Annotated in this window: 20 protein-coding genes; 6 read left to right on the plus strand and 14 right to left on the minus strand. The window is 56.9% G+C overall.

Annotated elements, in window-relative coordinates; genetic code table 11:
- Positions 1-48 precede the first annotated feature (48 nt).
- From ACR0L9_RS08145 to ACR0L9_RS08160, 4 genes are all read right to left on the minus strand, one after another.
- Complete coding sequence (locus ACR0L9_RS08145; protein ID WP_170405437.1) at positions 49-2,409, minus strand: xanthine dehydrogenase family protein molybdopterin-binding subunit; 2,361 nt, start codon at positions 2,407-2,409, stop codon at positions 49-51.
- A gap of 51 nt (positions 2,410-2,460) precedes the next feature.
- Positions 2,461-2,946 carry a (2Fe-2S)-binding protein gene (locus ACR0L9_RS08150; protein ID WP_170393234.1) on the minus strand — a complete coding sequence of 162 codons (486 nt, stop codon included), beginning with the start codon at positions 2,944-2,946 and terminating at the stop codon, positions 2,461-2,463.
- A gap of 156 nt (positions 2,947-3,102) precedes the next feature.
- Positions 3,103-4,104: a molybdopterin-binding protein gene (locus ACR0L9_RS08155; protein ID WP_480895381.1), complete on the minus strand. Its 1,002-nt coding sequence runs from the start codon at positions 4,102-4,104 to the stop codon at positions 3,103-3,105.
- The gene (locus tag ACR0L9_RS08160; RefSeq protein ID WP_170421340.1) at positions 4,101-5,069 is read right to left on the minus strand and encodes an XdhC family protein; all 969 of its coding nucleotides are present in this window, start codon (positions 5,067-5,069) and stop codon (positions 4,101-4,103) included. The genes ACR0L9_RS08155 and ACR0L9_RS08160 overlap by 4 nt, the downstream gene beginning before the upstream one ends.
- Positions 5,070-5,275: 206 nt before the next feature.
- On the opposite strand from ACR0L9_RS08160, the gene ACR0L9_RS08165 reads away from it, so the two are divergent.
- Entirely contained in the window at positions 5,276-5,776 is a 501-nt protein-coding gene (locus ACR0L9_RS08165) for a hypothetical protein (RefSeq protein WP_170510628.1), read from the plus strand.
- 3 nt (positions 5,777-5,779) lie between these two features.
- On the opposite strand, the gene ACR0L9_RS08170 is transcribed toward ACR0L9_RS08165, so the two are convergent.
- Both ACR0L9_RS08170 and ACR0L9_RS08175 read right to left on the minus strand, forming a co-directional pair.
- Positions 5,780-7,036 carry a vWA domain-containing protein gene (locus ACR0L9_RS08170; RefSeq protein WP_170662390.1) on the minus strand — a complete coding sequence of 419 codons (1,257 nt, stop codon included), beginning with the start codon at positions 7,034-7,036 and terminating at the stop codon, positions 5,780-5,782.
- Positions 7,037-7,070: 34 nt separating this feature from the next.
- Positions 7,071-7,979, minus strand: a complete 909-nt coding sequence (locus tag ACR0L9_RS08175; protein WP_170421335.1) for an AAA family ATPase — start codon at positions 7,977-7,979, stop codon at positions 7,071-7,073.
- A gap of 146 nt (positions 7,980-8,125) precedes the next feature.
- Here ACR0L9_RS08175 and pyrC point away from each other — a divergent pair, with 146 nt between their 5' ends.
- Positions 8,126-9,163 carry a dihydroorotase gene (pyrC, locus tag ACR0L9_RS08180; protein WP_480895382.1) on the plus strand — a complete coding sequence of 346 codons (1,038 nt, stop codon included), beginning with the start codon at positions 8,126-8,128 and terminating at the stop codon, positions 9,161-9,163.
- Here pyrC and ACR0L9_RS08185 read toward each other — a convergent pair.
- Positions 9,160-10,455, minus strand: a complete 1,296-nt coding sequence (locus tag ACR0L9_RS08185; protein WP_170610399.1) for an MmgE/PrpD family protein — start codon at positions 10,453-10,455, stop codon at positions 9,160-9,162. The two genes, pyrC and ACR0L9_RS08185, sit on opposite strands and share 4 nt — an antisense overlap.
- A 38-nt stretch (positions 10,456-10,493) precedes the next feature.
- On the minus strand, positions 10,494-10,937 hold the full coding sequence (locus ACR0L9_RS08190) for a type II toxin-antitoxin system RatA family toxin (protein WP_170510230.1): 444 nt from the start codon (positions 10,935-10,937) through the stop codon (positions 10,494-10,496).
- A 72-nt stretch (positions 10,938-11,009) separates the two neighbouring features.
- Between ACR0L9_RS08190 and hpt the strand changes: the two genes are divergently transcribed.
- Positions 11,010-11,558, plus strand: a complete 549-nt coding sequence (hpt, locus tag ACR0L9_RS08195; RefSeq protein ID WP_170735162.1) for a hypoxanthine phosphoribosyltransferase — start codon at positions 11,010-11,012, stop codon at positions 11,556-11,558.
- Between the two features lie 162 nt (positions 11,559-11,720).
- Here the strand turns inward: hpt and ACR0L9_RS08200 are convergent, their stop codons facing one another.
- Together ACR0L9_RS08200 and lipA are read right to left on the minus strand one after the other, a co-directional pair.
- Positions 11,721-12,866 carry an amidohydrolase gene (locus tag ACR0L9_RS08200; protein ID WP_480895383.1) on the minus strand — a complete coding sequence of 382 codons (1,146 nt, stop codon included), beginning with the start codon at positions 12,864-12,866 and terminating at the stop codon, positions 11,721-11,723.
- A complete protein-coding gene (gene lipA, locus ACR0L9_RS08205; protein WP_170405410.1) occupies positions 12,863-13,813 on the minus strand; it encodes a lipoyl synthase in 951 nt (316 codons plus the stop codon). The genes ACR0L9_RS08200 and lipA overlap by 4 nt, the downstream gene beginning before the upstream one ends.
- A 262-nt stretch (positions 13,814-14,075) precedes the next feature.
- On the opposite strand from lipA, the gene ACR0L9_RS08210 reads away from it, so the two are divergent.
- The gene (locus ACR0L9_RS08210) at positions 14,076-14,624 is read left to right on the plus strand and encodes a redoxin family protein (RefSeq protein WP_480895384.1); all 549 of its coding nucleotides are present in this window, start codon (positions 14,076-14,078) and stop codon (positions 14,622-14,624) included.
- Positions 14,625-14,675: 51 nt separating this feature from the next.
- Here ACR0L9_RS08210 and ACR0L9_RS08215 read toward each other — a convergent pair whose 3' ends face one another.
- Entirely contained in the window at positions 14,676-15,599 is a 924-nt protein-coding gene (locus ACR0L9_RS08215) for a hydrogen peroxide-inducible genes activator (protein ID WP_480584899.1), read from the minus strand.
- 60 nt (positions 15,600-15,659) lie between these two features.
- A complete protein-coding gene (locus ACR0L9_RS08220) occupies positions 15,660-16,757 on the minus strand; it encodes a DUF6456 domain-containing protein (RefSeq protein ID WP_170817699.1) in 1,098 nt (365 codons plus the stop codon).
- A 253-nt stretch (positions 16,758-17,010) separates the two neighbouring features.
- Between ACR0L9_RS08220 and ACR0L9_RS08225 the strand changes: the two genes are divergently transcribed.
- Positions 17,011-17,298 (plus strand): DUF6477 family protein, encoded by a 288-nt coding sequence (locus ACR0L9_RS08225; RefSeq protein WP_480895385.1) that lies wholly within the window; start codon positions 17,011-17,013, stop codon positions 17,296-17,298.
- Here ACR0L9_RS08225 and ACR0L9_RS08230 read toward each other — a convergent pair whose 3' ends face one another.
- Together ACR0L9_RS08230 and ACR0L9_RS08235 are read right to left on the minus strand one after the other, a co-directional pair.
- Positions 17,299-18,843, minus strand: a complete 1,545-nt coding sequence (locus ACR0L9_RS08230; RefSeq protein WP_170393250.1) for a trimethylamine methyltransferase family protein — start codon at positions 18,841-18,843, stop codon at positions 17,299-17,301.
- A 134-nt stretch (positions 18,844-18,977) separates the two neighbouring features.
- The gene (locus ACR0L9_RS08235; RefSeq protein WP_480895386.1) at positions 18,978-19,418 is read right to left on the minus strand and encodes a GNAT family N-acetyltransferase; all 441 of its coding nucleotides are present in this window, start codon (positions 19,416-19,418) and stop codon (positions 18,978-18,980) included.
- Between the two features lie 70 nt (positions 19,419-19,488).
- Here ACR0L9_RS08235 and guaA point away from each other — a divergent pair, with 70 nt between their 5' ends.
- Positions 19,489-21,048 (plus strand): glutamine-hydrolyzing GMP synthase, encoded by a 1,560-nt coding sequence (gene guaA / locus ACR0L9_RS08240; RefSeq protein ID WP_170421311.1) that lies wholly within the window; start codon positions 19,489-19,491, stop codon positions 21,046-21,048.
- Positions 21,049-21,073 lie beyond the last annotated feature (25 nt).

A 21,073-nucleotide genomic window follows, 5' to 3' on the forward strand; every position in this document is an offset into this window, starting at 1 on the left:
TAAATATCTCGGGGAGCGCGAGGGGCTGGCCCCTCGCACCCGAACCTCTCAACCATGCATTGCTGTCCAGACACGCGACGGGCTCATCGGCATGTCAATGTGATCAACAGCCTTTCCACCCGAGTTCAGCGCATCCAGAACCGCGTTGACTACCGCAGGCGGCGAGCCAATCGCACCAGCTTCACCGCAGCCCTTCACACCCAACGGGTTGTGCGTACACGGCGTCTGGCTGGAATGGTCGACCGCGTAGAACGGCAGATCATCAGCACGCGGCATCGCGTAGTCCATGAAGGATGCGCTCAGCAACTGGCCATTCTCGTCATAGGCGCAGTTTTCCAACAAAGCCTGACCGATACCCTGACCGATGCCGCCATGTACCTGACCATCCACAATCATCGGGTTAACGATGTTGCCAAAGTCATCCGCAGCGGTGAAGGCTTCGATGGTCACCTGTCCAGTCTCGGGATCCACCTCAACCTCGCAGGCATATGCCCCCGCTGGGAAGGTGAAGTTGGCCGGGTCATAAAATGCGGTCTCCTCCAGCCCCGGCTCAACCTCCAATGGGAAGTTGTGCGGTACATAGGCTGTCAGAGTCACATCACCCCAGGCCACCGACTTGTCAGTGCCCGCGACGCTGAACTGACCGTCCTTCAGCTCGATATCGGCCTCGGACGCCTCGAGCAGGTGGGCCGCGATCTTCTTGGCCTTGTCGATCACCTTTTCGGTCGCCTTAACCATGGCCGAACCACAGACCGCGAGCGAGCGTGAGCCATAAGTGCCCATGCCGAACGGGATCTTCGAGGTGTCGCCATGCACAATCTCTACCATCGACTCGTCGATGCCGATCATGTCGGCCACAACCTGCGGGAAAGCGGTCTCATGCCCCTGCCCGTGGCTATGTGCACCAACCATGACGCTGATGGAACCGGTGGCGTTCACCCGCACCGTGGCAGCATCATAAAGACCCGCCCGGGCCCCCAGCATGCCGACGATGTTCGAGGGCGCGATGCCGCAGGCCTCGATATAGCAATTGACGCCTAGGCCACGCAGCTTGCCATTGGCCTCGCTTTCCGCCCGTCGCGCGGCAAAGCCAGCCAAATCAGCAGCAGCTTCAAGCTTATCCATCGTCCCGTTGTAATCCCCGGTGTCGTAGGTCAGCGCCACCGGTGTGTCATACGGGAACTGGGTGATGAAATTCTGGCGACGCAGGGCGATCGGATCGACACCCAGTTCACGCGCCGCCTTGTCGATGACGCGCTCTAGCTGATAGGTCGCCTCTGGCCGACCCGCACCGCGATAAGCGTCCACCGGCACTGTGTTGGTGAACATTGCCTTCACATTCACCTGAATGACCGGCGTTTTGTAATTGCCCGCCATCAGAGTGCCATGCAGCCAAGTCGGAACCGAGCTTGAGAAGGTCGACAGATACGCGCCCAGATTGGCGTAGGTGTTGGTGCGGAGGCCTGTGAAGTTATTGTCCGCGTCCAAAGCGAGCTCAATCGTGCTGACGTGGTCGCGGCCCTGCGCATCCGACATAAACGCCTCGGACCGGCTGGCGGTCCATTTGACCGGACGGTTGCAGGCCTTGGCAGCGAATGTACAGAACGCCTCTTCCGCGTAGTGGAAAATCTTCGTGCCAAATCCACCACCAACATCAGGCGCTACAACACGCACTTTGTGTTCAGGCAAGCCCAGAACAAATGCGCACATCAGCAAGCGGATCACATGCGGGTTCTGCGAAGTGGTGTAGAGCGTGTACTCATCCGTACCCCGGCTGTATTCGGCCACCGCAACGCGCGGCTCCATCGGATTAGCAACCAGACGGTTATTGATCAGGTCCAGAGTGGTGACATGGGCCGCGTTGGCAAAAACCTCATTGACCTTGTCATTGTCTTCTTCGCCTAGATGCCAGTCATAGCAGATGTTGTTCTTCAAATCCTCATGGATAAGCGTCGCGCCATCCTGCGCTGCGGCTTTCATATCCAGCACGGCAGGGAGCTCTTCGATATCCACTTCAATCGCTTCCGCCGCATCGCGGGCGAGTTCAAGGCTGTCCGCGACAACGGCAGCGATGGGATCGCCTACATGTCGGACCTTGCCTTGCGCCAGAATGGGATGCGGTGGTTCCTGCATCGGGGCGCCATGACGGTCGGTTACTTCCCAGCCGCAAGGCATTCCGCCCACGCCTTCAAAGTCCTTGCCGGTGAACACCTTCACAACCCCCTGCATACCCTCGGCGGCAGATGTGTCGATGTTGGTGATCCGGCCATGCGCGATGTCGGACCGTAGGAAATGCACATAGGCCTGGCCATGTACGTTGATGTCGTCGGTGTAATTGCCTGCTCCGGTCAGAAAGCGTACGTCCTCGCGCCGCTTGGAACTGGCTCCGATGCCACTGTCTTTGGGCATTGCTTGTTCTCCTCCGTGGAAAAGAATTTTCGTCGAAAATTCTTAACCGCCTCACTCGGCGGCGATGCTGGAAACGTCTTGACCCGATGCGGCCATGATTGCCTTGACGATGTTGTGGTAGCCTGTGCACCGGCATAGGTTACCCTCAAGGTACTTGCGAATTTCGCCTTCGGTCGGGCGCGGGTTATCCTTTAGCAATGCTGCAGCGCTCATCACCATGCCCGGAGTGCAAAACCCGCATTGCAGCCCATGATGATCCTGAAAGGCCTGTTGGATCACGTTCAGCGTGCCATCTTCGGCCGCCTGCCCCTCGATCGTGCCCACATCCGCGCCGTCTGCTTCCAGCGCCAGCATGTTGCAGGATTTGACCGCCTCACCATTCACGTGCACTACGCACGCGCCACATTGAGCCGTGTCGCAGCCAATATGTGTGCCTGTCAAATTCAGGTGGTCGCGTAGAAATCCGGATAATAGAGTCCGCCCTTCAACATCACCGCTGACGGCAACGCCGTTCACGGTCATTGAGACCTTGGTCATAAGATCCTCCCCTTTTTTTGGCTTATTTGCTAAGCCAGAGTTAAACACGGTAAATTTCGTTTGAGAACAAAAATATTTGCCTGATTTTTCCGCAGTTTCGCTGATCAGCCTTCTAACAATGATGCGCCCACCAAACAGGGCAAAATTGCCGTTACGTCATTTACTCTTGGCAGCACGGGGCTGTGGCCGCGTCGGGATTTCTTTTAGCAGCCCACCGACACCCATCCCAGCGATGTCCGCGCCCGTTGTTTCGATTCCGCAAGCAACACGAGACAAGACCCAATCCGCCCCGTTCAATGCTGGTGAGCGCGCGCATCCGGGCAAACCGATGATGGGGCGCCCGCCGGAAGACCCCAAAAACAACAGGTTCCCCGGATCGACCGGCATTCCAAACCGGTCGACGATGCCCCCCGCCGCCCGCACAGAAGCAGGCGCCACATCATCTTTATCCGACGTGGCCGATCCGGTCAGGATCATGACGATCTCACCCCGAATGGTCGAAATAGATGCTGTTAAGTCGCCCATCCGATGCGGCACCACCTGAACATCTGACAGATTCATACCCAAAGCCTCAACCCGGCTACGAATAGCAGCGATACCTTTTTCATTAGATGGCCCGCCAGCAATGTCGGTAACGATGAGACCCGCGTTTTCGTATTTGGGCACCGATAACCGAATAGCGTCCTGCGCATGACGGGCCGCACTCTCAACGTCGGATCGAGGTACGGCATAAGAAATCACCTTGATCGTCGCGACCATGCCGCCAGCCGCCATCTGCTGATATTGCGGCACCGTCGCAACAGTGATCATCGGATTGACCTGATTGAACTTTTGCAAGGCATCGGTAGCCAGCACCGCGACGCCTGGTCCATTTGCTAAAAGGTTGACCCGGCCTGTAAAGGCTTCGGTGACACGCAGATTTGCCTGTGTGGGACTTGGTGCAAGCGCTTCTGCCAGCAGCGCTGCGGCTTCGTCCTCATGGCAATCACCTTGCTCCAGTCTCGCGACTGTGACCTCGGTAAGACCGGCTTGGTGCAACTCGGCTATGTGCTCGGACGAAAGCGTTATACCTTTCCTAAGCTTGCGGTTTCCCGCTTTGACGGAATGGGCCAATATCGCGCCGTTGGCGTCGGAAACCGGTACCTGACCAAACTTCACGCTCTGCCTCGCAGAACCGCAGTCATTTGCGCCAGAATCGCAACGGCTATTTCAGACGGTCCAGCCGCCCCGATATCAAGCCCAACGGGTCCGTGGATCAGTGAAATCTGGTCATCGTTGAACCCGGCCTGCTTCATCCGCTCCACGCGTTTGGCATGTGTGCGCTTAGATCCGAGTGCGCCGATGTAGAACACATCGGCCGCCAAACCGGCCTGAAGCGCGGGGTCATCAAGTTTGGGGTCGTGGGTCAGCAACACAAGCGCCGTGCGCGAGTCGAGACCCAGCTTTGACACAGCCTCATCCGGCCAATCCGTCAGGATGGTTTCTCCGGGAAAACGTGCGTCCGATGCGAAGGCCTCGCGCGGATCTATAATCGCCGGGTCATAGCCCGCGATCCGGGCCATCGGCACCAGAGCTTGGGCGATGTGCACCGCTCCCACCACTATCAACCGTAGCGGTGGGTTGTGGACAGCGACAAAGGTTTGCCCATCCTCTTCGAACCCGGACCTGTCCATACGCAAGCGTTCGGAATAGGCATTACGGCGCAACGCGCGCTGGCCCGTCTCGACGTTGACTTCATAGGCCAAGGGTTCGCGCCGCGCCCGTGCCGCGACCAGTTCGGCCAGCATTGGTTCGGGCAGGACCTTGCCGACCGGTTCAACCAAAACCCTGATCGTACCGCCGCAGGCCAGACCGACTGCAAACGCATCCTCGTCGCTTACACCGAACTCGAGCAGCCTTGCCTCGCCTTCCTCTATGGCTTCCAGCGCTTCGACGATCACGGCACCTTCGACGCAACCACCAGAAACCGAGCCTTCGATCCGACCATCGCCCGCAATGACCAACTGCGCGCCTACACGGCGCGGCGCGCTGCCCCAGGTCTCAACCACAGTGGCCAAAGCCGCGCCCTTCCCGGCGCGATACCATTTTAGTGCGGTTTCCGGGCTGCTATCGAATCGTTCCATTTAGACCTCCGGCCGTGCTTGGGTTCAACATAGTCAGCTTTGGAGCAATGAAAAGCGCTCAGCGGGTCGATCTTGTGGCGCTAACAAGCCGATTTTGAACTCACATTCACAAATTGTTGAATGTTGGAAGGCGTCATTCTAGCCTGCATGCGATTCCGGGGCCTATTCGGGATCGTCCCAACATATTTCATAGCGGAGACAAACAGTTGAAACGCATTCTTACACTCGGAGCAGCGATCGGCCTGTTGACTGCCAGCACCGGCTGGGCTGACACATTTCTGAAATACGGTGAGGTCGAAGGCTGGAAGGTTTTCATCGATCAGGACAAGAAATCCTGCCTTATCGAAGCGGTTGATGACGCTGAAAATGTCGTGCAGATGGGCCTGACCGAAGATCGCGGCGTTGGCTATGTTGGTGTCTTCACCAAGGCCAAAACCAACATCAAGAAAGGCGAGAAAGAGGCTGTTGCCATCCTTATCGGCGACAATATTTATGTCGGAGAAGCCACCGGTATGAAGGGGAACATCACCAAGGGCTATTCGGGCGGGTATGTTCTGTCAGACGACCCTCAGTTCGCAGATGATCTTGCCAAGAAGAAGGTGATGGTCGTTTTCCCGGAGAAAGAGTTCGCCTTCACCGTTGACCTGACTGGCACTTACAAAGCCATGGAAATGGCACGGAAGTGCAATGAAGAGCAGCTTTCGTAACAGCTAGTCTGAAAGCGCGGACATCAGCCGCGCTTTCTGCCCCTGATCATCGGGTTGCGAAATTACGTTGGTCAAATCCTCAAGCGATGCAATCGAATGCCCGGCACGGAAGCTGTCGACATGTGGAAGCATTGTCGCCACACCCTGAGCTTTCGGTGCGAACCCGTCCCAGCGCAGCAATGGGTTCAGCCAAATCAGACGCCGCGACGACAGGTGCAGGCGCTCGATTTCCTTTTCCAGCATCTCGGGATCGCCCCGCTCTAACCCGTCGGTGATCAACAACACGACCGCCCCCTGCCCCATGACGCGCCGGGACCAGTCGCGATTGAACTGATGCAGGCATTCTCCGATCCGGGTTCCGCCTTCCCAGTCCTGTGCCTCGGCCCCAGCAGCGGCCAGCGCTGCATCGACATCACGTTGATGCAGATGGCGGGTGATGTTGGTCAGGCGTGTGCCAAACGTGAATGCGTGCACTTTGGCCCAACCTGCGCCTTTGGCATTCGAAACCGCGTGTAGAAAGTGCAGAATGATCCGACTGTATTGGCTCATCGACCCGGATATATCGCACAACGCCACCAAATTCGGCCACCGAGGTTTGGGTTGCAAGTGCGCGATATCACGTAGTTCGCCACCCTGCCGCATCGCTGACCTAAGTGTCCGAGCGCGATCAATGCGGTGACCGAGGTGACTGGCCTGACCTCGGCGAGACTCGATGGGTTTGACCGGTAAGTTCAGGCGCGACAGCATGCGTTTGGCCTGGGCGATCTCGGATGTACTCATCTGTTCGAAATCGAGGTTGCGCAAGCGTTCTTCGGATGACGCGGTTTGGGTTGCGTCGATCTCGATCTCGCTTTCCTCTTGTTGCTCGGTTGATTCTGGCAAGTCGCGTTCGACGCCATCCAACAAGGCCTCAGCCGCCCGCTTTTCAGCCGCATCCGCTTTGCGCTCCTCCTGAACACCGCGAATGGCGGGCAGCATCATGGACATCATATGTTCTAAATACCGCGGATCGCGCCAATAGAGGCGGAAGACTTGCGCAAAAACCGTTCGATGTTCCGGCCGGTTCACGAAACAGGCATGCAGCGTCCAGTAGAAATCTCTTTTCTCGGTGAACCCCGCAGCCTGCACGGCGCGGATCGCGTCAACCACGCGCCCAGTTCCTATCGGCAGTCCGGCCTTGCGCAAAGCGCGCGCAAAATGGGTGATGTTCTGGGCCAGTTTGGGGTTGTCCGGGATATCGAGTGGGAGTTGTTCGGCCATCAAACCCCCAAAGTATTTTCGAACAGATGAAGCATCAGGCCGGTTCAAGATCGGCTTTCGCCTGATCCAGAATGCGTTTGGCCTCGGACCCCTGTAACTTTTGGATGTCGTCCTGGTATTTCAGGATGGCACCCAACGTATCGCCGATTACTTCGGGACTGAGGTTGATAACGTCCAGCGCCAGCAGGCACTTCGCCCAATCGATGGTCTCGGCCACCCCCGGTTTCTTGAACAAATCCTCGGTGCGCAAACGCTGAACAAAGGCGACCACCTCACGGCTCAGCGCTTCTGCCGCTTCGGGAGCCCGTGCGTGCAGGATTTCGATTTCGCGCGCAAAGTCAGGGTAATCAACCCAATGATACAGGCAGCGGCGTTTCAGCGCGTCGTGCACTTCTCGCGTGCGGTTCGAGGTGACGATCACGATCGGCGGTTCTGGAGCTTTGACAGTACCAAGCTCGGGGATCGTGACCTGAAAGTCACTGAGCGCCTCCAGCAAGAAAGCCTCAAATGGTTCGTCGGTCCGGTCCAATTCGTCAATTAGCAATACAGGTGCCCCATTAGCATCCGGACGCATGGCCTGCAGCAAGGGGCGTTCGATCAGATAATCATCTGAGAACAGCTCGGTCTGCAACGCGCCTCGGTCCGCCCCACCCGACGCTTCTGCGGTTCGGATCGCCACCATCTGGGCGGGGAAATTCCACTCATACACAGCGGAAGAGGCATCAAGGCCTTCGTAACACTGCAACCGGATCAAGCGGCGGCCTAATCCTGCGGCCAGCGCCTTGGCAATTTCGGTTTTGCCGACGCCCGCCTCGCCTTCCAGAAACAGAGGCCGACCAAGTTTCAGCGAAAGAAACACAACCGTCGCCAAAGCCCGGCCACAGACATAACCCTCAGAGCCCAGAAGCTCTTGCACGGCATCGATGGAGTTTGGCTGTGTCATGAGTTCCCCTTTTTCCTGCGCCCCAACAGGTCATGACCACAACCAGAGGTCAAGACCACCATCCGTCAGTGACTTACGGCGATCTGTCTCATCGGCAAGGGCAAGAGGGTCTTTCACCACCCAAGCGGCTGTGTTAGCCGGGGGCCATGACCCAATCCCTGACGATCCGCCGCCCCGATGACTGGCATTTGCATCTGCGCGATGGCGCGATGCTGCAAGCCGTCTTGCCTGAAACCGCGCGCCATTTTGCCCGTGCCATCATCATGCCGAATCTGGTTCCGCCCGTTGTCAAAGGTGACGACGCAGCAGCTTATCGGGACCGCATCCTTGCTGCTCTGCCTGAGGATATGACGTTTGAGCCGCTGATGACGCTCTACCTGACCGAAGACACGGACCCGGCGGATGTGGCCGCCGCACATGCAAGCGGGCTGGTCAAGGCAGTCAAACTGTACCCGGCTGGGGCAACAACCAACTCGTCTTCTGGCGTTCGCGATTTCGACAAGGTACGCCCGGTGCTGGAGAAGATGGCCGAGATCGGTCTGCCGCTATGTGTGCACGGCGAAGTCACGGATGCCGAGATCGATATATTCGATCGCGAGGCGGTGTTCATCGCCCGCGTTCTTGATCCGATTCGCAAAGCAACACCCGGACTGCGCGTGGTGATGGAGCACATCACGACGTCAAACGGCGTGGATTACGTCAAGGCGAACGAGAAAGATCTGGGTGCGACGATTACAACGCATCACCTGATCATCAACCGCAACCACATTCTGGTTGGCGGCATCAAGCCGCATTACTACTGCTTGCCGGTCGCCAAGCGCGAAGAGCATCGGCTGGCGCTGCTGACCGCCGCGACATCAGGCGATACGCGTTTCTTCTTGGGCACAGACAGCGCGCCGCACACGGATGCTAACAAGGAAATGGCCTGTGGCTGCGCCGGCTGTTTCACTGCAACCAATACGATGTCACTGTTGGCCGAAATGTTCGAGCGCGCAGATGCGTTGGACAAGCTGGAGGCGTTCACGTCACTCAGCGGCCCGGCCTTCTATCGCCTGCCAGTAAACGAAGAGACCATCACGCTGACCAAAGGCGATGAGGTCGTCTATCCGGCCAAAATCGAAAGCGGCGAAGGCCCCGTCACAATATTCGATCCGGGTTTTCCGCTGCATTGGCGGGTCACTTAATCGGTTAACCTGTCAGCCAAATCCGCTGCGCGCCCGCCGGTGCGCAGCATCGACCAGATGGCGTCCGCCTCATCCCCCCCGATCAGCTTCGCCGCTTTCTCCCTGACGCGATCTTCGCGATCCGATAGAGACATCGGTGCCAGCAGATCATGGCTGGCCTCGCGGCGCGCGCCGTCCCGGCGTAACAGGGACAGATGGGCTTGTGTCTCGGATAGACTCTCATCCGCCTCGACCGTGATCCGGTCCCTTAAGGATTGCAGTCTTGGATCAGCACAAATCTTGTCGGAATAGCTCCCTGGCAGAGCTGTATCGTAGCCCATTGCCTGCATTGCGATCACGGTACGATAGGAAAACTTCGCTCCTAACCCACTGGTCGGCTGCAGTTGATTGCACACGCTCATCCAGCGTGGGTGGGTTTTGATCTTGATCTCGGCCACCTCAGGCTCGGCGATGTCGAGATCGCGCGCAGCCTCAAGCGCCGCGTGCAGGCCATGGCAGCAAGCGTGGAATTTGTGGCTGATGCTTTCGAACAGCCACTCGTCCCCCAAACCATCAAGCGCAGCAGCTAAATCGTCAGCCCCCAAATGTGTCGCCCCAAACCCAAACGGGCCTTCCAATGCGTCAGCACCGGGTTGAAAGCCGTTGCGGATCAACTGGGCGGCCTCAACACCGTTCGAGGCTGCAAGCCCAGCGTTATAAGGTTTACCCATTGTCCCAAACTGTGATTTCTGCCCAGAGGCCCGGGTCGCGGTTAGCCCCAACAGGTCACGCATCTGCTTTACGTCAAATGCCATAATCCGACCCGCAGCCACCGCAGCCCCAAACGCGCCAGCCGTGGCTGTTTGGTGAAAACCAGCCTGATAATGACCACGACCAAGCCACAAACCGATGCGGATCGATAACTCCATTCCCACTAGCGCTGCCTCAAGCAGATCGACCAGAGGTCGGTCTTCCCACGCAGTAAGAGCAAGGGCTGCAGGAAAAACAGCAACCGATGGATGACCGATATGAGCGAAATGCGTGTCGTCATAATCAAGCGCATGAGAAATGGTACCATTCACCAGCGCAGCTGCGCGTAGCGGCGCATCACCGCCTCCGAACAAACGCGCCTGTGCGGCACCGCTCTCGGAAAGAACCATCTGACGTATGATGCGGGAAACCGGCTCATCTGCGCCTGCCCGCCCCACAGCAAGCCAGTCCAGCGCGGATAGAGATGTCACGATACGAGCCTGCGCCGTGGTCGACACAGATCCAGCAGCAAACTCGGCAAGGGCAGTTGTCAAATCGGTCATGTGGCGCAGTCTAGCGCGCGCCGCTCGGGCGTAAAGCCTCAGCCGTACAGGACGGCAGCACGTTGTTCGAATGCTCGGACGATACGGTGCATGGCTTCGTTGAAAACCACGCCAATGATTCCTTGCAGAACCGCGTTCTTGAATTCGAAATCAACGTGAAACGAGACGTTGCAGCCATCAACTGTATCCTCGAATTCCCAATCCGAGCGCATGTATTTGAACGGACCGTCCAGATACTCGGTATCGATCCGTTTCAGCTCATCAAACAGCGTGACGCGGCTGCCGAAGCGTTCGCGGAACACCTTGAATGAAATAACCAAATCCGCTTCCATCACCTTGCCATCGCCAGCGGCATAGGTCCGACGGATACGGGCCGCAGCGCACCAAGGCAAAAATTCAGGGTATTTCGCCACATCCGCGACCAGATCATACATCTGCTGAGCGGTGTAAGGCAGCGGGCGGGTCTCGGAATGGGTTGGCATGATATCCGGGATTAACTGGTGACAATGGCGCGTGATTTCGTATGTTGCGCGCCAAAGATCAAGGGGGCAGCGATGAGCCAGCGCGCATATGTGATAGATGAGATGATCTCGGCCAAGGCAATTGCTGCCCGGATCGAAGAGCTTTGCCGCGAAATAACGGCTGAATTCGGCGACACCGACAAGCTGGTCGTTGTCGGCCTGCTGCGCGGCAGCTTCGTCTTTATCGCTGATCTGGTGCGTGAGCTGGACCTGCCCATCGAGGTCGATTTTCTTGAGGCATCATCCTACGGTGACTCGATGGAAAGCAGTCGAGAAGTTCGTATTCTTAAGGACTTACGCGGCGCCATTGAAGGGCGCGATGTTTTGGTGGTCGAGGATATCGTGGATACCGGCCATACCCTGAATCATGTCTCCAAGCTGCTCCGTACCCGCAAGCCGCACCGGTTGAAATCCATCGCCCTTCTGGACAAACCCAGCCGGCGCGAGGTTGATTTCCGCTCGGACTGGATCGGGTTTGAAATCCCTGATGAATTTGTCGTGGGTTATGGCATCGACTATGCGCAGCGCAATCGTAACCTGCCGTTTATCGGCAAGGTTCGATTTGTCGAAGATCAGGACTGATGAGTCTGCGCCACTTTGTTCGCATGTCAAAATGGGGGCGAAACCCGCCCTCGGAACGGCGCGTGAAACTGGTGTTTGGCGCGATCCTTATCTGCCTGATGATTGCCGGAATTGAATATATGGGGTGGTGGCCCGAATGGGCAGAAAGCCAGCCCAGAAAACTCAGGCCTTGAGCGTTTGTTCGATAGCAGCCAGAAAAATATCTGTCCCGATCGGGATCAAAGCATCCGGGAAATCATAGTCGGGGTTGTGTAGCTGCGGATGATCCCGCCCCGCGCCTAGCCAGAACATGGCGCTTTTTGCGCCTTTTCCGAACTGCCCGAAATCTTCCGAAAACCTTTGTGGGGTCGCAACCAGCTTGCAAGGAATGTCGCGGCTTTGGCAGGCCTCTGACAGGATCTGCACGGCTTCACCCGAATTTGTGCAAGCCTCAAACACATCGTCATAGGTGATTTCAACACCTAATCCCTGTGCCTGAGCACGTGTAGCCACCAGCTGTTCTGCGTCGCGGATCAGGCTTGCCATCCGGCGGTCCGAGACCGTGCGCAGGGTTACCCACAGTTCGGCCTGACCGGGTGCGACACCAAAGGTGGCTTCGCCCAACCTGGCATGGGTTACCGTTGTCAGCGCATATTCTGCATCCAGCGCCCCACCCTGCCCCAAAATGGCCAAAGCAGGCATAAGCTCTGCCAACGCACCGGCTGGCGATACACCGTCCTGAGGGGCCGCCGCGTGAGAGGTTTTGCCCGTCAAAACAATTCGCATCCCACGCGAGGCGCAATTCGCCGGACCCGAGCAAAGCTCAACCCCGCCCAATTCCAAACCCGGCAAATTGTGCAAAGAAAACACATAGTCCGGAGCGATATCCGCAAACTTGGGATCAGCACGATAGGCAATCGCACCTTGACCGGTTTCTTCGGCGGGTTGAAAAATCAGAACCACCCGCCCCTTGGTCGGACGCTTGTCCCCCAATACAAAGGCAACACCAAGCACCATCGCCATATGGCCATCATGCCCGCAAAGATGCCCCTTTCCGGGATGTTGCGACGCGTATCGTGCACTTGAGATTTCCTGAATCGGCAAACCGTCCAATTCACATCGGATTCCGATGGTTGGTCCGGGCTGTCCGCTATCATAAACCGCCGCGACACCGTGGCCACCGATACCTGTCAGAACCGCATCGGGATCACACGCCTGAAGCAAGTTCGAGATACTCGTCGCGGTTCCACGTTCCTCGCCCGATATCTCAGGCACTTGATGCAGTTCATGGCGCTTTTCGGTAAGCCAGGATTGAAGTTCGGGTTTCACCTCTGGTTCAACTTCTTTTGTCGAGCTTCGCGCAAACGGGCGAAATCATCGCCCGCATGGTAAGACGACCGGGTCAAAGGAGTTGCCGAGACCATAAGGAAACCTTTGCCGAATGCAGCTTTTTCATAGGCCGCAAACTCTTCGGGTGTAACAAAGCGGTCAATGCCATGATGCTTGGGTGTTGGCTGCAGATACTGGCCGATAGTCAGAAAATCGATATCCGCCGCGCGCATGTCATCCATGACCTGACGAACTTGCTGCTCGTCCTCGCCCAGTCCGACCATTATGCCGGATTTGGTGAAAATGGACGGGTCCATCTCTTTGACCCGCTGCAGCAAGCGCAATGAGTGGAAATATCGCGCACCGGGACGCACCTGAGGATAAAGGCCCGGCACCGTTTCAAGATTGTGATTGAACACATCTGGCTTGGCCTCGACAACAATCTCAAGCACCGAGGGATCGCATTTCAGGAAATCCGGCGTCAGAATCTCGATCGTAGTCTTGGGCGAGCGGTGTCGCACCGCACGGATGGTCTGTGCAAAGTGATCGGCGCCTCCATCGAGCAGGTCATCCCGGTCCACGGATGTGATGACCACATGGTTCAAGCCCAGCTTCTGCACCGCATGCGCCACTCGACCCGGTTCAAATGCATCCAGAGTATCCGGCTTACCGGTCGCGATGTTGCAGAATGTACAGCCGCGCGTGCAAATCTCGCCCATGATCATCATGGTCGCGTGACCCTGGCTCCAGCACTCACCTACATTCGGGCATCCGGCTTCTTCGCAGACGGTGACCAGATTATTGTCACGCATGATCTTGTGCGTCTCGGCATAGCCCTTGCCACCCGGCGCTTTGACCCGAATCCAGTTCGGTTTGCGCGGAGCCGCATTGTCAGGTCGATGTGCCTTTTCGGGGTGTCTTTGCTCGGGTATTTTCAGATCACGCACGGCTGGCTTTCCTGACTTTGGGTCAACTTTCTTTGTTCATAACATAGACCGAGTCATTTGGTTACACCAGCGGCGCATAGCCGCTATGCGGCACGTCTACGCGCGTGCAGCGAAAGTGACCATGCACATCATTTTACGCATTACTTATAATGCCTTATCGCCATCAAAGATATTATGCTTTTGCAGCATATATATCATTGAAGCCGAGTTAGAATCATTTTAACTCTCGCGGCAAACATATGTGAATCACAGGAGTTTGATGATGAAAACCGGTGCAAAACTGCCTGACGTAACCTTCCACACCCGTGTCCGTGATGACGCCGTCGAAGGCCCCAACCGGTTCCGTTGGGAAGACAAGACAACTGCGGATTATTTTGCAGGCAAGCGCGTTATCCTGTTCTCGCTGCCCGGCGCATTCACCCCGACATGCTCGACCTATCAATTGCCTGGTTTCGAAAAAGGCCACGGCGATTTTGCGGCCAAGGGCATCGATGCAATCTACTGCATGTCCGTCAACGACAGCTTTGTCATGAACAAATGGGCCGCCGATCAGGGTCTGGAAAACGTCAAGGTCATTCCTGATGGGTCCGGTGAGTTCACGCGTAAAATGGGTATGCTGGTCGACAAGGACAATCTGGGCTTTGGCATGCGCTCGTGGCGTTACGCAGCCATCGTCAACGATGGCGTTGTGGAGGCATGGTTCGAAGAGCCCGGCCTGATGGATAACTGCCCCGAAGACCCTTACGGCGTGTCGTCCCCAGAAAACCTAATGAAGCATCTGGACGAAGCCCGCGAACCGGCGCTGGCATAATCCTGTCATGCCCTACTTTGAAAGGCCCGCCATTTCGGCGGGCCTTTTTCGTTAGGTTCGAGTTTTAGCTACCACGTCTTCACCGACCTGCCGGATTACTTGCGCCAATCGATCGAACCACTCCTCCGCTCCGGTCGAGCTGCGACGCACCAGGCCAATGGTCCTCGCCGGTTGCGGCGCACCAAATCGCAACAATCGCAGACCAGGGACTGCATCCGTCTCGGCCTGCGCCGCAAGTTCAGGCATCAACGTCAGGCCAAACCCTTCGGCGACCAAACGCGACAACGTGGCAAGTGAGGACGCACCCATATTAATTTGGCCGCTGGTACGATCCTGACCGCAAACTTCTAGCGCCTGATCTGTCAGGCAGTGCCCGTCTTCCAACAGCATCAATTGCGCTGTCTTCAAGTCCACAGGCCGCAACTCTTCCGGGCTGATGGTCAATCGATTCATGCGAGTCTGACTTCCTGCCAGCAAGAACCGATCTTCGAATAGTGGCTGTTCGTGGAAAGTTCCATTTCCCAAGGGCAGCGCCAGTACGGCGGCATCTATTTCGCCCAAGCCCAACATGGATAGCAGTCGCTCGGTCCGGGCCTCGCGAATCTGAACCCGTAACGAGACATCCGCAGCCCGCAACCCGGCTAACACCCCCGGCAGCAAATAAGGTGCAACCGTAGGAATAATCCCGATCGACAGGGACCTATGGCCACCCGAATGGTCGCGTGCAAACCGGTCCAACCGTTCGGCCGCGTTCAGGACATGTTGGGCATAGTCCAAAACGTCTCGACCAAGTGGTGTCAACAGGATGTCGCGGGCCTGCCGTTCGAACAACGGCCCACCGATCGAGTCTTCCAGTGACTTGATTTGAACCGAAAGCGCAGGCTGCGAAACATGGCAGACCTGCGCGGCACGGCCAAAGTTACGCTGTTCGGCGACGGCCTGGAAATATTGCAGCTGGCGGAAGGTGAAATTCATAACCCCTGACTATCATTTGGGGTCATTTCCGCAAGGCCAGTATATGGCTGCATGAATCCTTCAGCCGATCATCCGATCCCGCTCGGTCTGGTCCTCGTAGTGGCGCTTCAGCCTTTGCAACGCGATCCTCAGCACGATCTTGCCTGATCGCGCAGACCAGCCCATCCGCTTTTCAGCCAGCTCAAGCCCTTCTAGATAACAACAACAGCGCAGCGCGACGTCGCTCAAACCCGGCCCAAGGTCAGACAGCGCGCGGGCCACACGATCCCTGGCACCAGAAGGTCCTCGCCCCACCTGGCTGTCCGAGGCAAAGTCACCGCGTCCACCACCTGTCAGAAAGCGATCCCAATTTTGTGTGACCTGAGGTCCGATCTGCGCCAGTTCGAAATCCTCACGCAAGCGCTCGCCCGCGCTCACCAGAGTTTCATCCAGAAACGGCTTGCCATCCCGGTCGCGGCGGCGTGCCAAAGCGATCAGCGGGCTTTCCACAGTGCTGTAACGAACGCGGGGCTGCGATGGCGCCCTTGCACCCGCAGTTGCGGGTTTGAATGCGGCCTGCGCTTCCGCCATGCCAAATTCATTCTGCGTACGCGCCCGGTTTTCGGCCTCGGCAATCAAATGACTTAGTGCAGCCCTGCCCGAGGTTGAAATCCGGTAGCGCGAGATCCGACCCGGACTATCGCATGAAATCCAATCATTCAGCGCCAGAGCCTGCGCGATCCGGCAATCTACAACCGCTGTTTTAGTAGTTCCGCCTTTGCCGTTGTCCCGAACCACAACAGCCTTGTCCATATCCTCGGCCACGGCAAGCACTGCACCGGATTCACACATGCGCCTCAGTACACGCAGCGACTCGCGCTCGAATTCGTCGTCTTGGGCTTCGGGCCGTTCTGCCTCAGACGTCACGATTGCAAATGCAGAACCTGTGCGCTCCATTGGCGCAAAGTGTGACTGGGCCAGAGAATGCAGAGCTGCATCCACCAAAGGATCGTCCCTGCGCATCTCAACCCTGCGGATCTGACGCAAAATGGTCGAGGCATGGCACCCGGCGGACCGCGCAATATCCCGAATAGATCGCCCTGACTCCGTATGGTCCAGATATCGTTGCGCCCCTTCGGGAACCCATGCCGGAACAGTGAATGCCACGCTGTTTTCCATATTTCTTCGCCCTCGTCGACAAAACAAACTGACAGTTTTAGCCGTCGGATTCTTAGTTAACCAAATCTAACTAGAGTTGCTTTCATTACTCGTTCGTTAATCACAGACGGCACAGAGCAGAATTGATTCAAAAAGATAAACAGTGGTGAAACCATAGTTCGGGGTGATCCCGCACAAGGCAACACCCGCTTAGGTTGTGTCACATTTCAGACAGCGAAATTGAAAAAGAAGGAAAGCTGCCGTGCAGGACCTGATGACCATGATCACCACACTCCGCCGCCCGCGACTACTGGCCCGTGCCGCCAAGATCGGGGCGCAGGACTATAATCGCGACCGCCACCTGCAACGGCTTCTTGGGTATGGATCAACGCCGGCCACTGGAGCAGCGTTGATCCGTTTGCTGGAATTGGAGCGTGAGACTAACGCGCAGCGCATCGAAGATGATGCGGCCTATTCACTGGTTCGCCATCTTGATCTGCTGATTGCATTGAATGGCGAAGCGCAACTGTATCAGGCCAGTCGCGCAACGCAGTATCAGTAATCAGGTGAACGCGTCCGGCATCGATGCTTTCTTTTCGGCAACATATGCGTCGAGCGCCGCCTTTACATCAGGGTCAAGCTGCGGCTGCTGGTAGTTCGCCAACAGATGCTCAACCCGTGCCGAAGCCAGCGTCCGTGTATCGCGGGCGCCTTCTTCTTCCCAGGTCTCAAACGGCTTATAATCCAAGAGATCGGTTTTCCAGAACGCTTCCTTGAAGTTGGCTTGCGTATGGGCACAACCCAAATAGTGACCTCCGGGACCGACTTCGCGGATGGCGTCCATCGCCTGTGCATTCTCATCATAGGCCACACCTTTGGCCAATCCGTGCAAGACGCCCAACTGATCGGCATCCATGACGAATTTCTCGAAATCCGCCACCAAGCCGCCTTCGAGCCAACCGCAGGAATGCAGCATGAAATTCACACCCGACATAAGGCCCATGTTCAACGAGTTCGCGGTCTCATACGCAGCTTGCGCATCCGGCAATTTTGAACCACAGAACGAACCCGCAGAGCGATATGGCAAACCCAGTCGGCGCGCCAACTGACCCGCACCATAAGTGACGTGCGAAGCCTCTGGGGTGCCAAAGGTCGGCGCTCCTGAATTCATGTCGATCGACGATACGAACGCCCCAAAGATCGCAGGAGCACCCGGACGGATGATCTGGCTATATGCTACACCTGCCATGACCTCGGCCAGAACCTGCGTCAGCGTGCCCGCGACCGAAACCGGTGCCATAGCACCACCAACGATGAACGGCGAAATAATGCAGGCCTGATTGTTTGCGGCATAAACTTCCAGAGAACCCATCATCACGTCGTCAAAGGTCATCGGCGAGTTGATGTTGGTCAACGATGTCATCACGGTGTTGTTCTGCACGAACTCTTTGCCGAACAGAATCTCGCACATCTCGATCGAATCCTGCGCCCGGCTAGGATCAGTGACCGAACCCATGAACGGTTTGTCGGACAGTGTCATATGCGCCATCAGCATGTCCAAATGGCGCTTGTTTACCGGAATATCTGTCGGTTCGCAGACCGTACCGCCCGAATGGTGCAGCCACTTGGACATGTAGGCCAGCTTCACGAACTTGTTGAAATCGTCCATTGTCGCGTAACGACGTCCGCCTTGCGCATCGCGTACGAACGGAGGACCATAGACCGGAGCCAGAACCATATTGCGGCCGCCGATGACTACCGATTTCTCAGGATTGCGGGCGTGCTGGGTAAATTCGCTAGGGGCGGTCTTGATCAGCTCACGTGCCAGGCCGCGCGGCAGGCGGACGCGCTCACCATCCACATCTGCACCCGCGTCTTTCCAGCGCTCAAGCGCTGCCGGATTGTCTACGAAATTGACGCCAATCTCAGCCAATACGGTTTCCGCATTGGTTTCGATAATCTCCAGCGCCTCTTCGTTGAGGACCTCGAAATTGGGGATATTGCGTTCGATATATTTCGCGGTTTCGATCTTGACCGCCGTACGCTCGGCACGACGGGCGGCACCACCGCCACCCCGTGCCCTGCGCCGGGTGTTTGCCTCTGCCATTGAGTAAATCCCGTGATTGGTTGGTTTGGTAGATGTGTTACATGAACGGCAAACTTCGCCACAGGTAGTTTACGGCGCTCTAGAGGTAAAAGCGACATGAACCGCGGGCCGCTGCGACATATGTCTGTCGGTTACTACTTTGCCTTTTTCTGCATAACGACAGTGTTTCCTGACACCTCGACCTCAACCCACCCCAGATGAGTGTACATTTCGCGGGTTGCACGCATCAGCCGATGTGTCCGCAAGCGCAGGACTGAAAGCCCGGCCTCAACGGCCTTAGCTTCAGCAACTGCAAGCAGTTGTCGCGCAACACCCTTGCCCTGAGCCTCTGGCGAAACGGCGAGATTGAATATCATCACGGCCTCGGCCTGTTGATCGAATATGATGACACCGAGAAGTGCACCGTCCACTTCAGCAATGACGACCTGATGCTCTGCGATCTCTTCCTCGATACCAGACGCAACATCCGGCAGATCGGCAATGTCTCTCATCGCATCGGCATAAGCGCTTGCGATACAAACTTGTATCGACTTGGCGTCGCTTCGTTCGGCAGTTCTGAGTTTTATGGTGGTCATGTATCAGCCTCCTCGCTGAATTGACGTCATTACGCTTGCACAAGCAAGGCTTGCGACCTAATAGCCAATCATGACCCAAGACAGCCATGACCGCCTTTTGATCATCGACTTCGGCAGCCAGGTGACGCAGCTTATTGCCCGCCGCTTGCGCGAACTGAACGTCTATTGCGAAATCCACCCCTACCAGAACGTCACGATGGATTTCGTGCGAGAGATGGCGCCCAAGGCCGTCATTTTTTCGGGCGGCCCTGACAGTGTTACGCGCGAGGGTTCACCCCGCGCCCCGCAAGAGATTTTTGACTACGGCGTGCCGATCCTGGGCATCTGCTATGGTCAGCAGGTGATGATGCATCAACTGGGCGGCAAGGTTGAAAGCGGGCACGGCACTGCAGAGTTTGGCCGCGCATTTGTTACTCCGAATAATCGGCTTGATATCCTCGATGGCTGGTTCGCCGAAGGTGACGAGCAGGTCTGGATGAGCCACGGCGATCATGTAAGCGAAATCGCTCCGGGTTTTGAGGTGTTCGGCACTTCACCCAACGCGCCGTATGCCATCACGGCCGACGCCTCGCGTCATTTCTATGCGGTGCAATTTCACCCCGAGGTTCATCACACACCCAAGGGTGCAAAGCTCTATGAGAATTTTGTCAAACTGGCAGGGTTCAAGGGCGATTGGACCATGGGGGCTTATCGGGACGAGATGATCCGCAAGATCCGCGAACAGGTCGGGGACAAAAAAGTCATTTGTGGCTTGTCTGGCGGTGTCGACAGCTCGGTTGCGGCGATCCTGATACATGAGGCGATTGGCGATCAGCTGACCTGCGTGTTTGTCGACCATGGGCTTCTACGCAAGAACGAGGCTGCCGAAGTCGTCGGCATGTTCCGCGACAATTACAATATCCAGTTGATCCACGCGGACGAAAGCGAACTGTTCCTGGGTGAACTTGATGGACAATCCGATCCTGAAACCAAGCGCAAGATTATCGGCAAGCTGTTCATCGACGTGTTCCAGAAACACGCTGACACAATCGACGGCGCCGAGTTCTTGGCACAGGGCACCTTGTATCCAGATGTGATTGAATCCGTGTCGTTTTCAGGCGGTCCATCTGTGACCATCAAATCGCACCACAATGTGGGTGGCCTGCCTGAAAAGATGGGCCTGAAGCTGGTCGAGCCTCTGCGTGAACTCTTCAAGGACGAGGTTCGCGCGTTGGGCCGCGAGTTGGGCCTGCCCGACAGCTTCATCGGTCGCCATCCCTTCCCCGGCCCCGGCCTAGCCATCCGCTGTCCGGGTGAGATCACCCGCGAAAAGCTTGAGATCCTGCGCGAAGCCGATGCCATCTATATCGACCAGATTCGCAAACATGGTCTGTATGATGAGATTTGGCAGGCCTTTGTCGCCATTCTTCCGGTGCGCACGGTCGGTGTAATGGGGGATGGACGAACATACGATTATGCCTGCGCCCTCCGCGCGGTCACATCCGTCGATGGCATGACAGCGGACTACTATCCGTTCAGCCATGAATTCCTCGGTGAAACCGCCACGCGTATCATCAACGAAGTCAAGGGCATCAACCGGTGCACTTACGACATCACCTCGAAACCTCCCGGAACGATTGAATGGGAATGATTATTCCCCCTCGACAGTGCTGAAA

It is taken from the genome of Ruegeria sp. I3 (genome assembly GCF_056532525.1).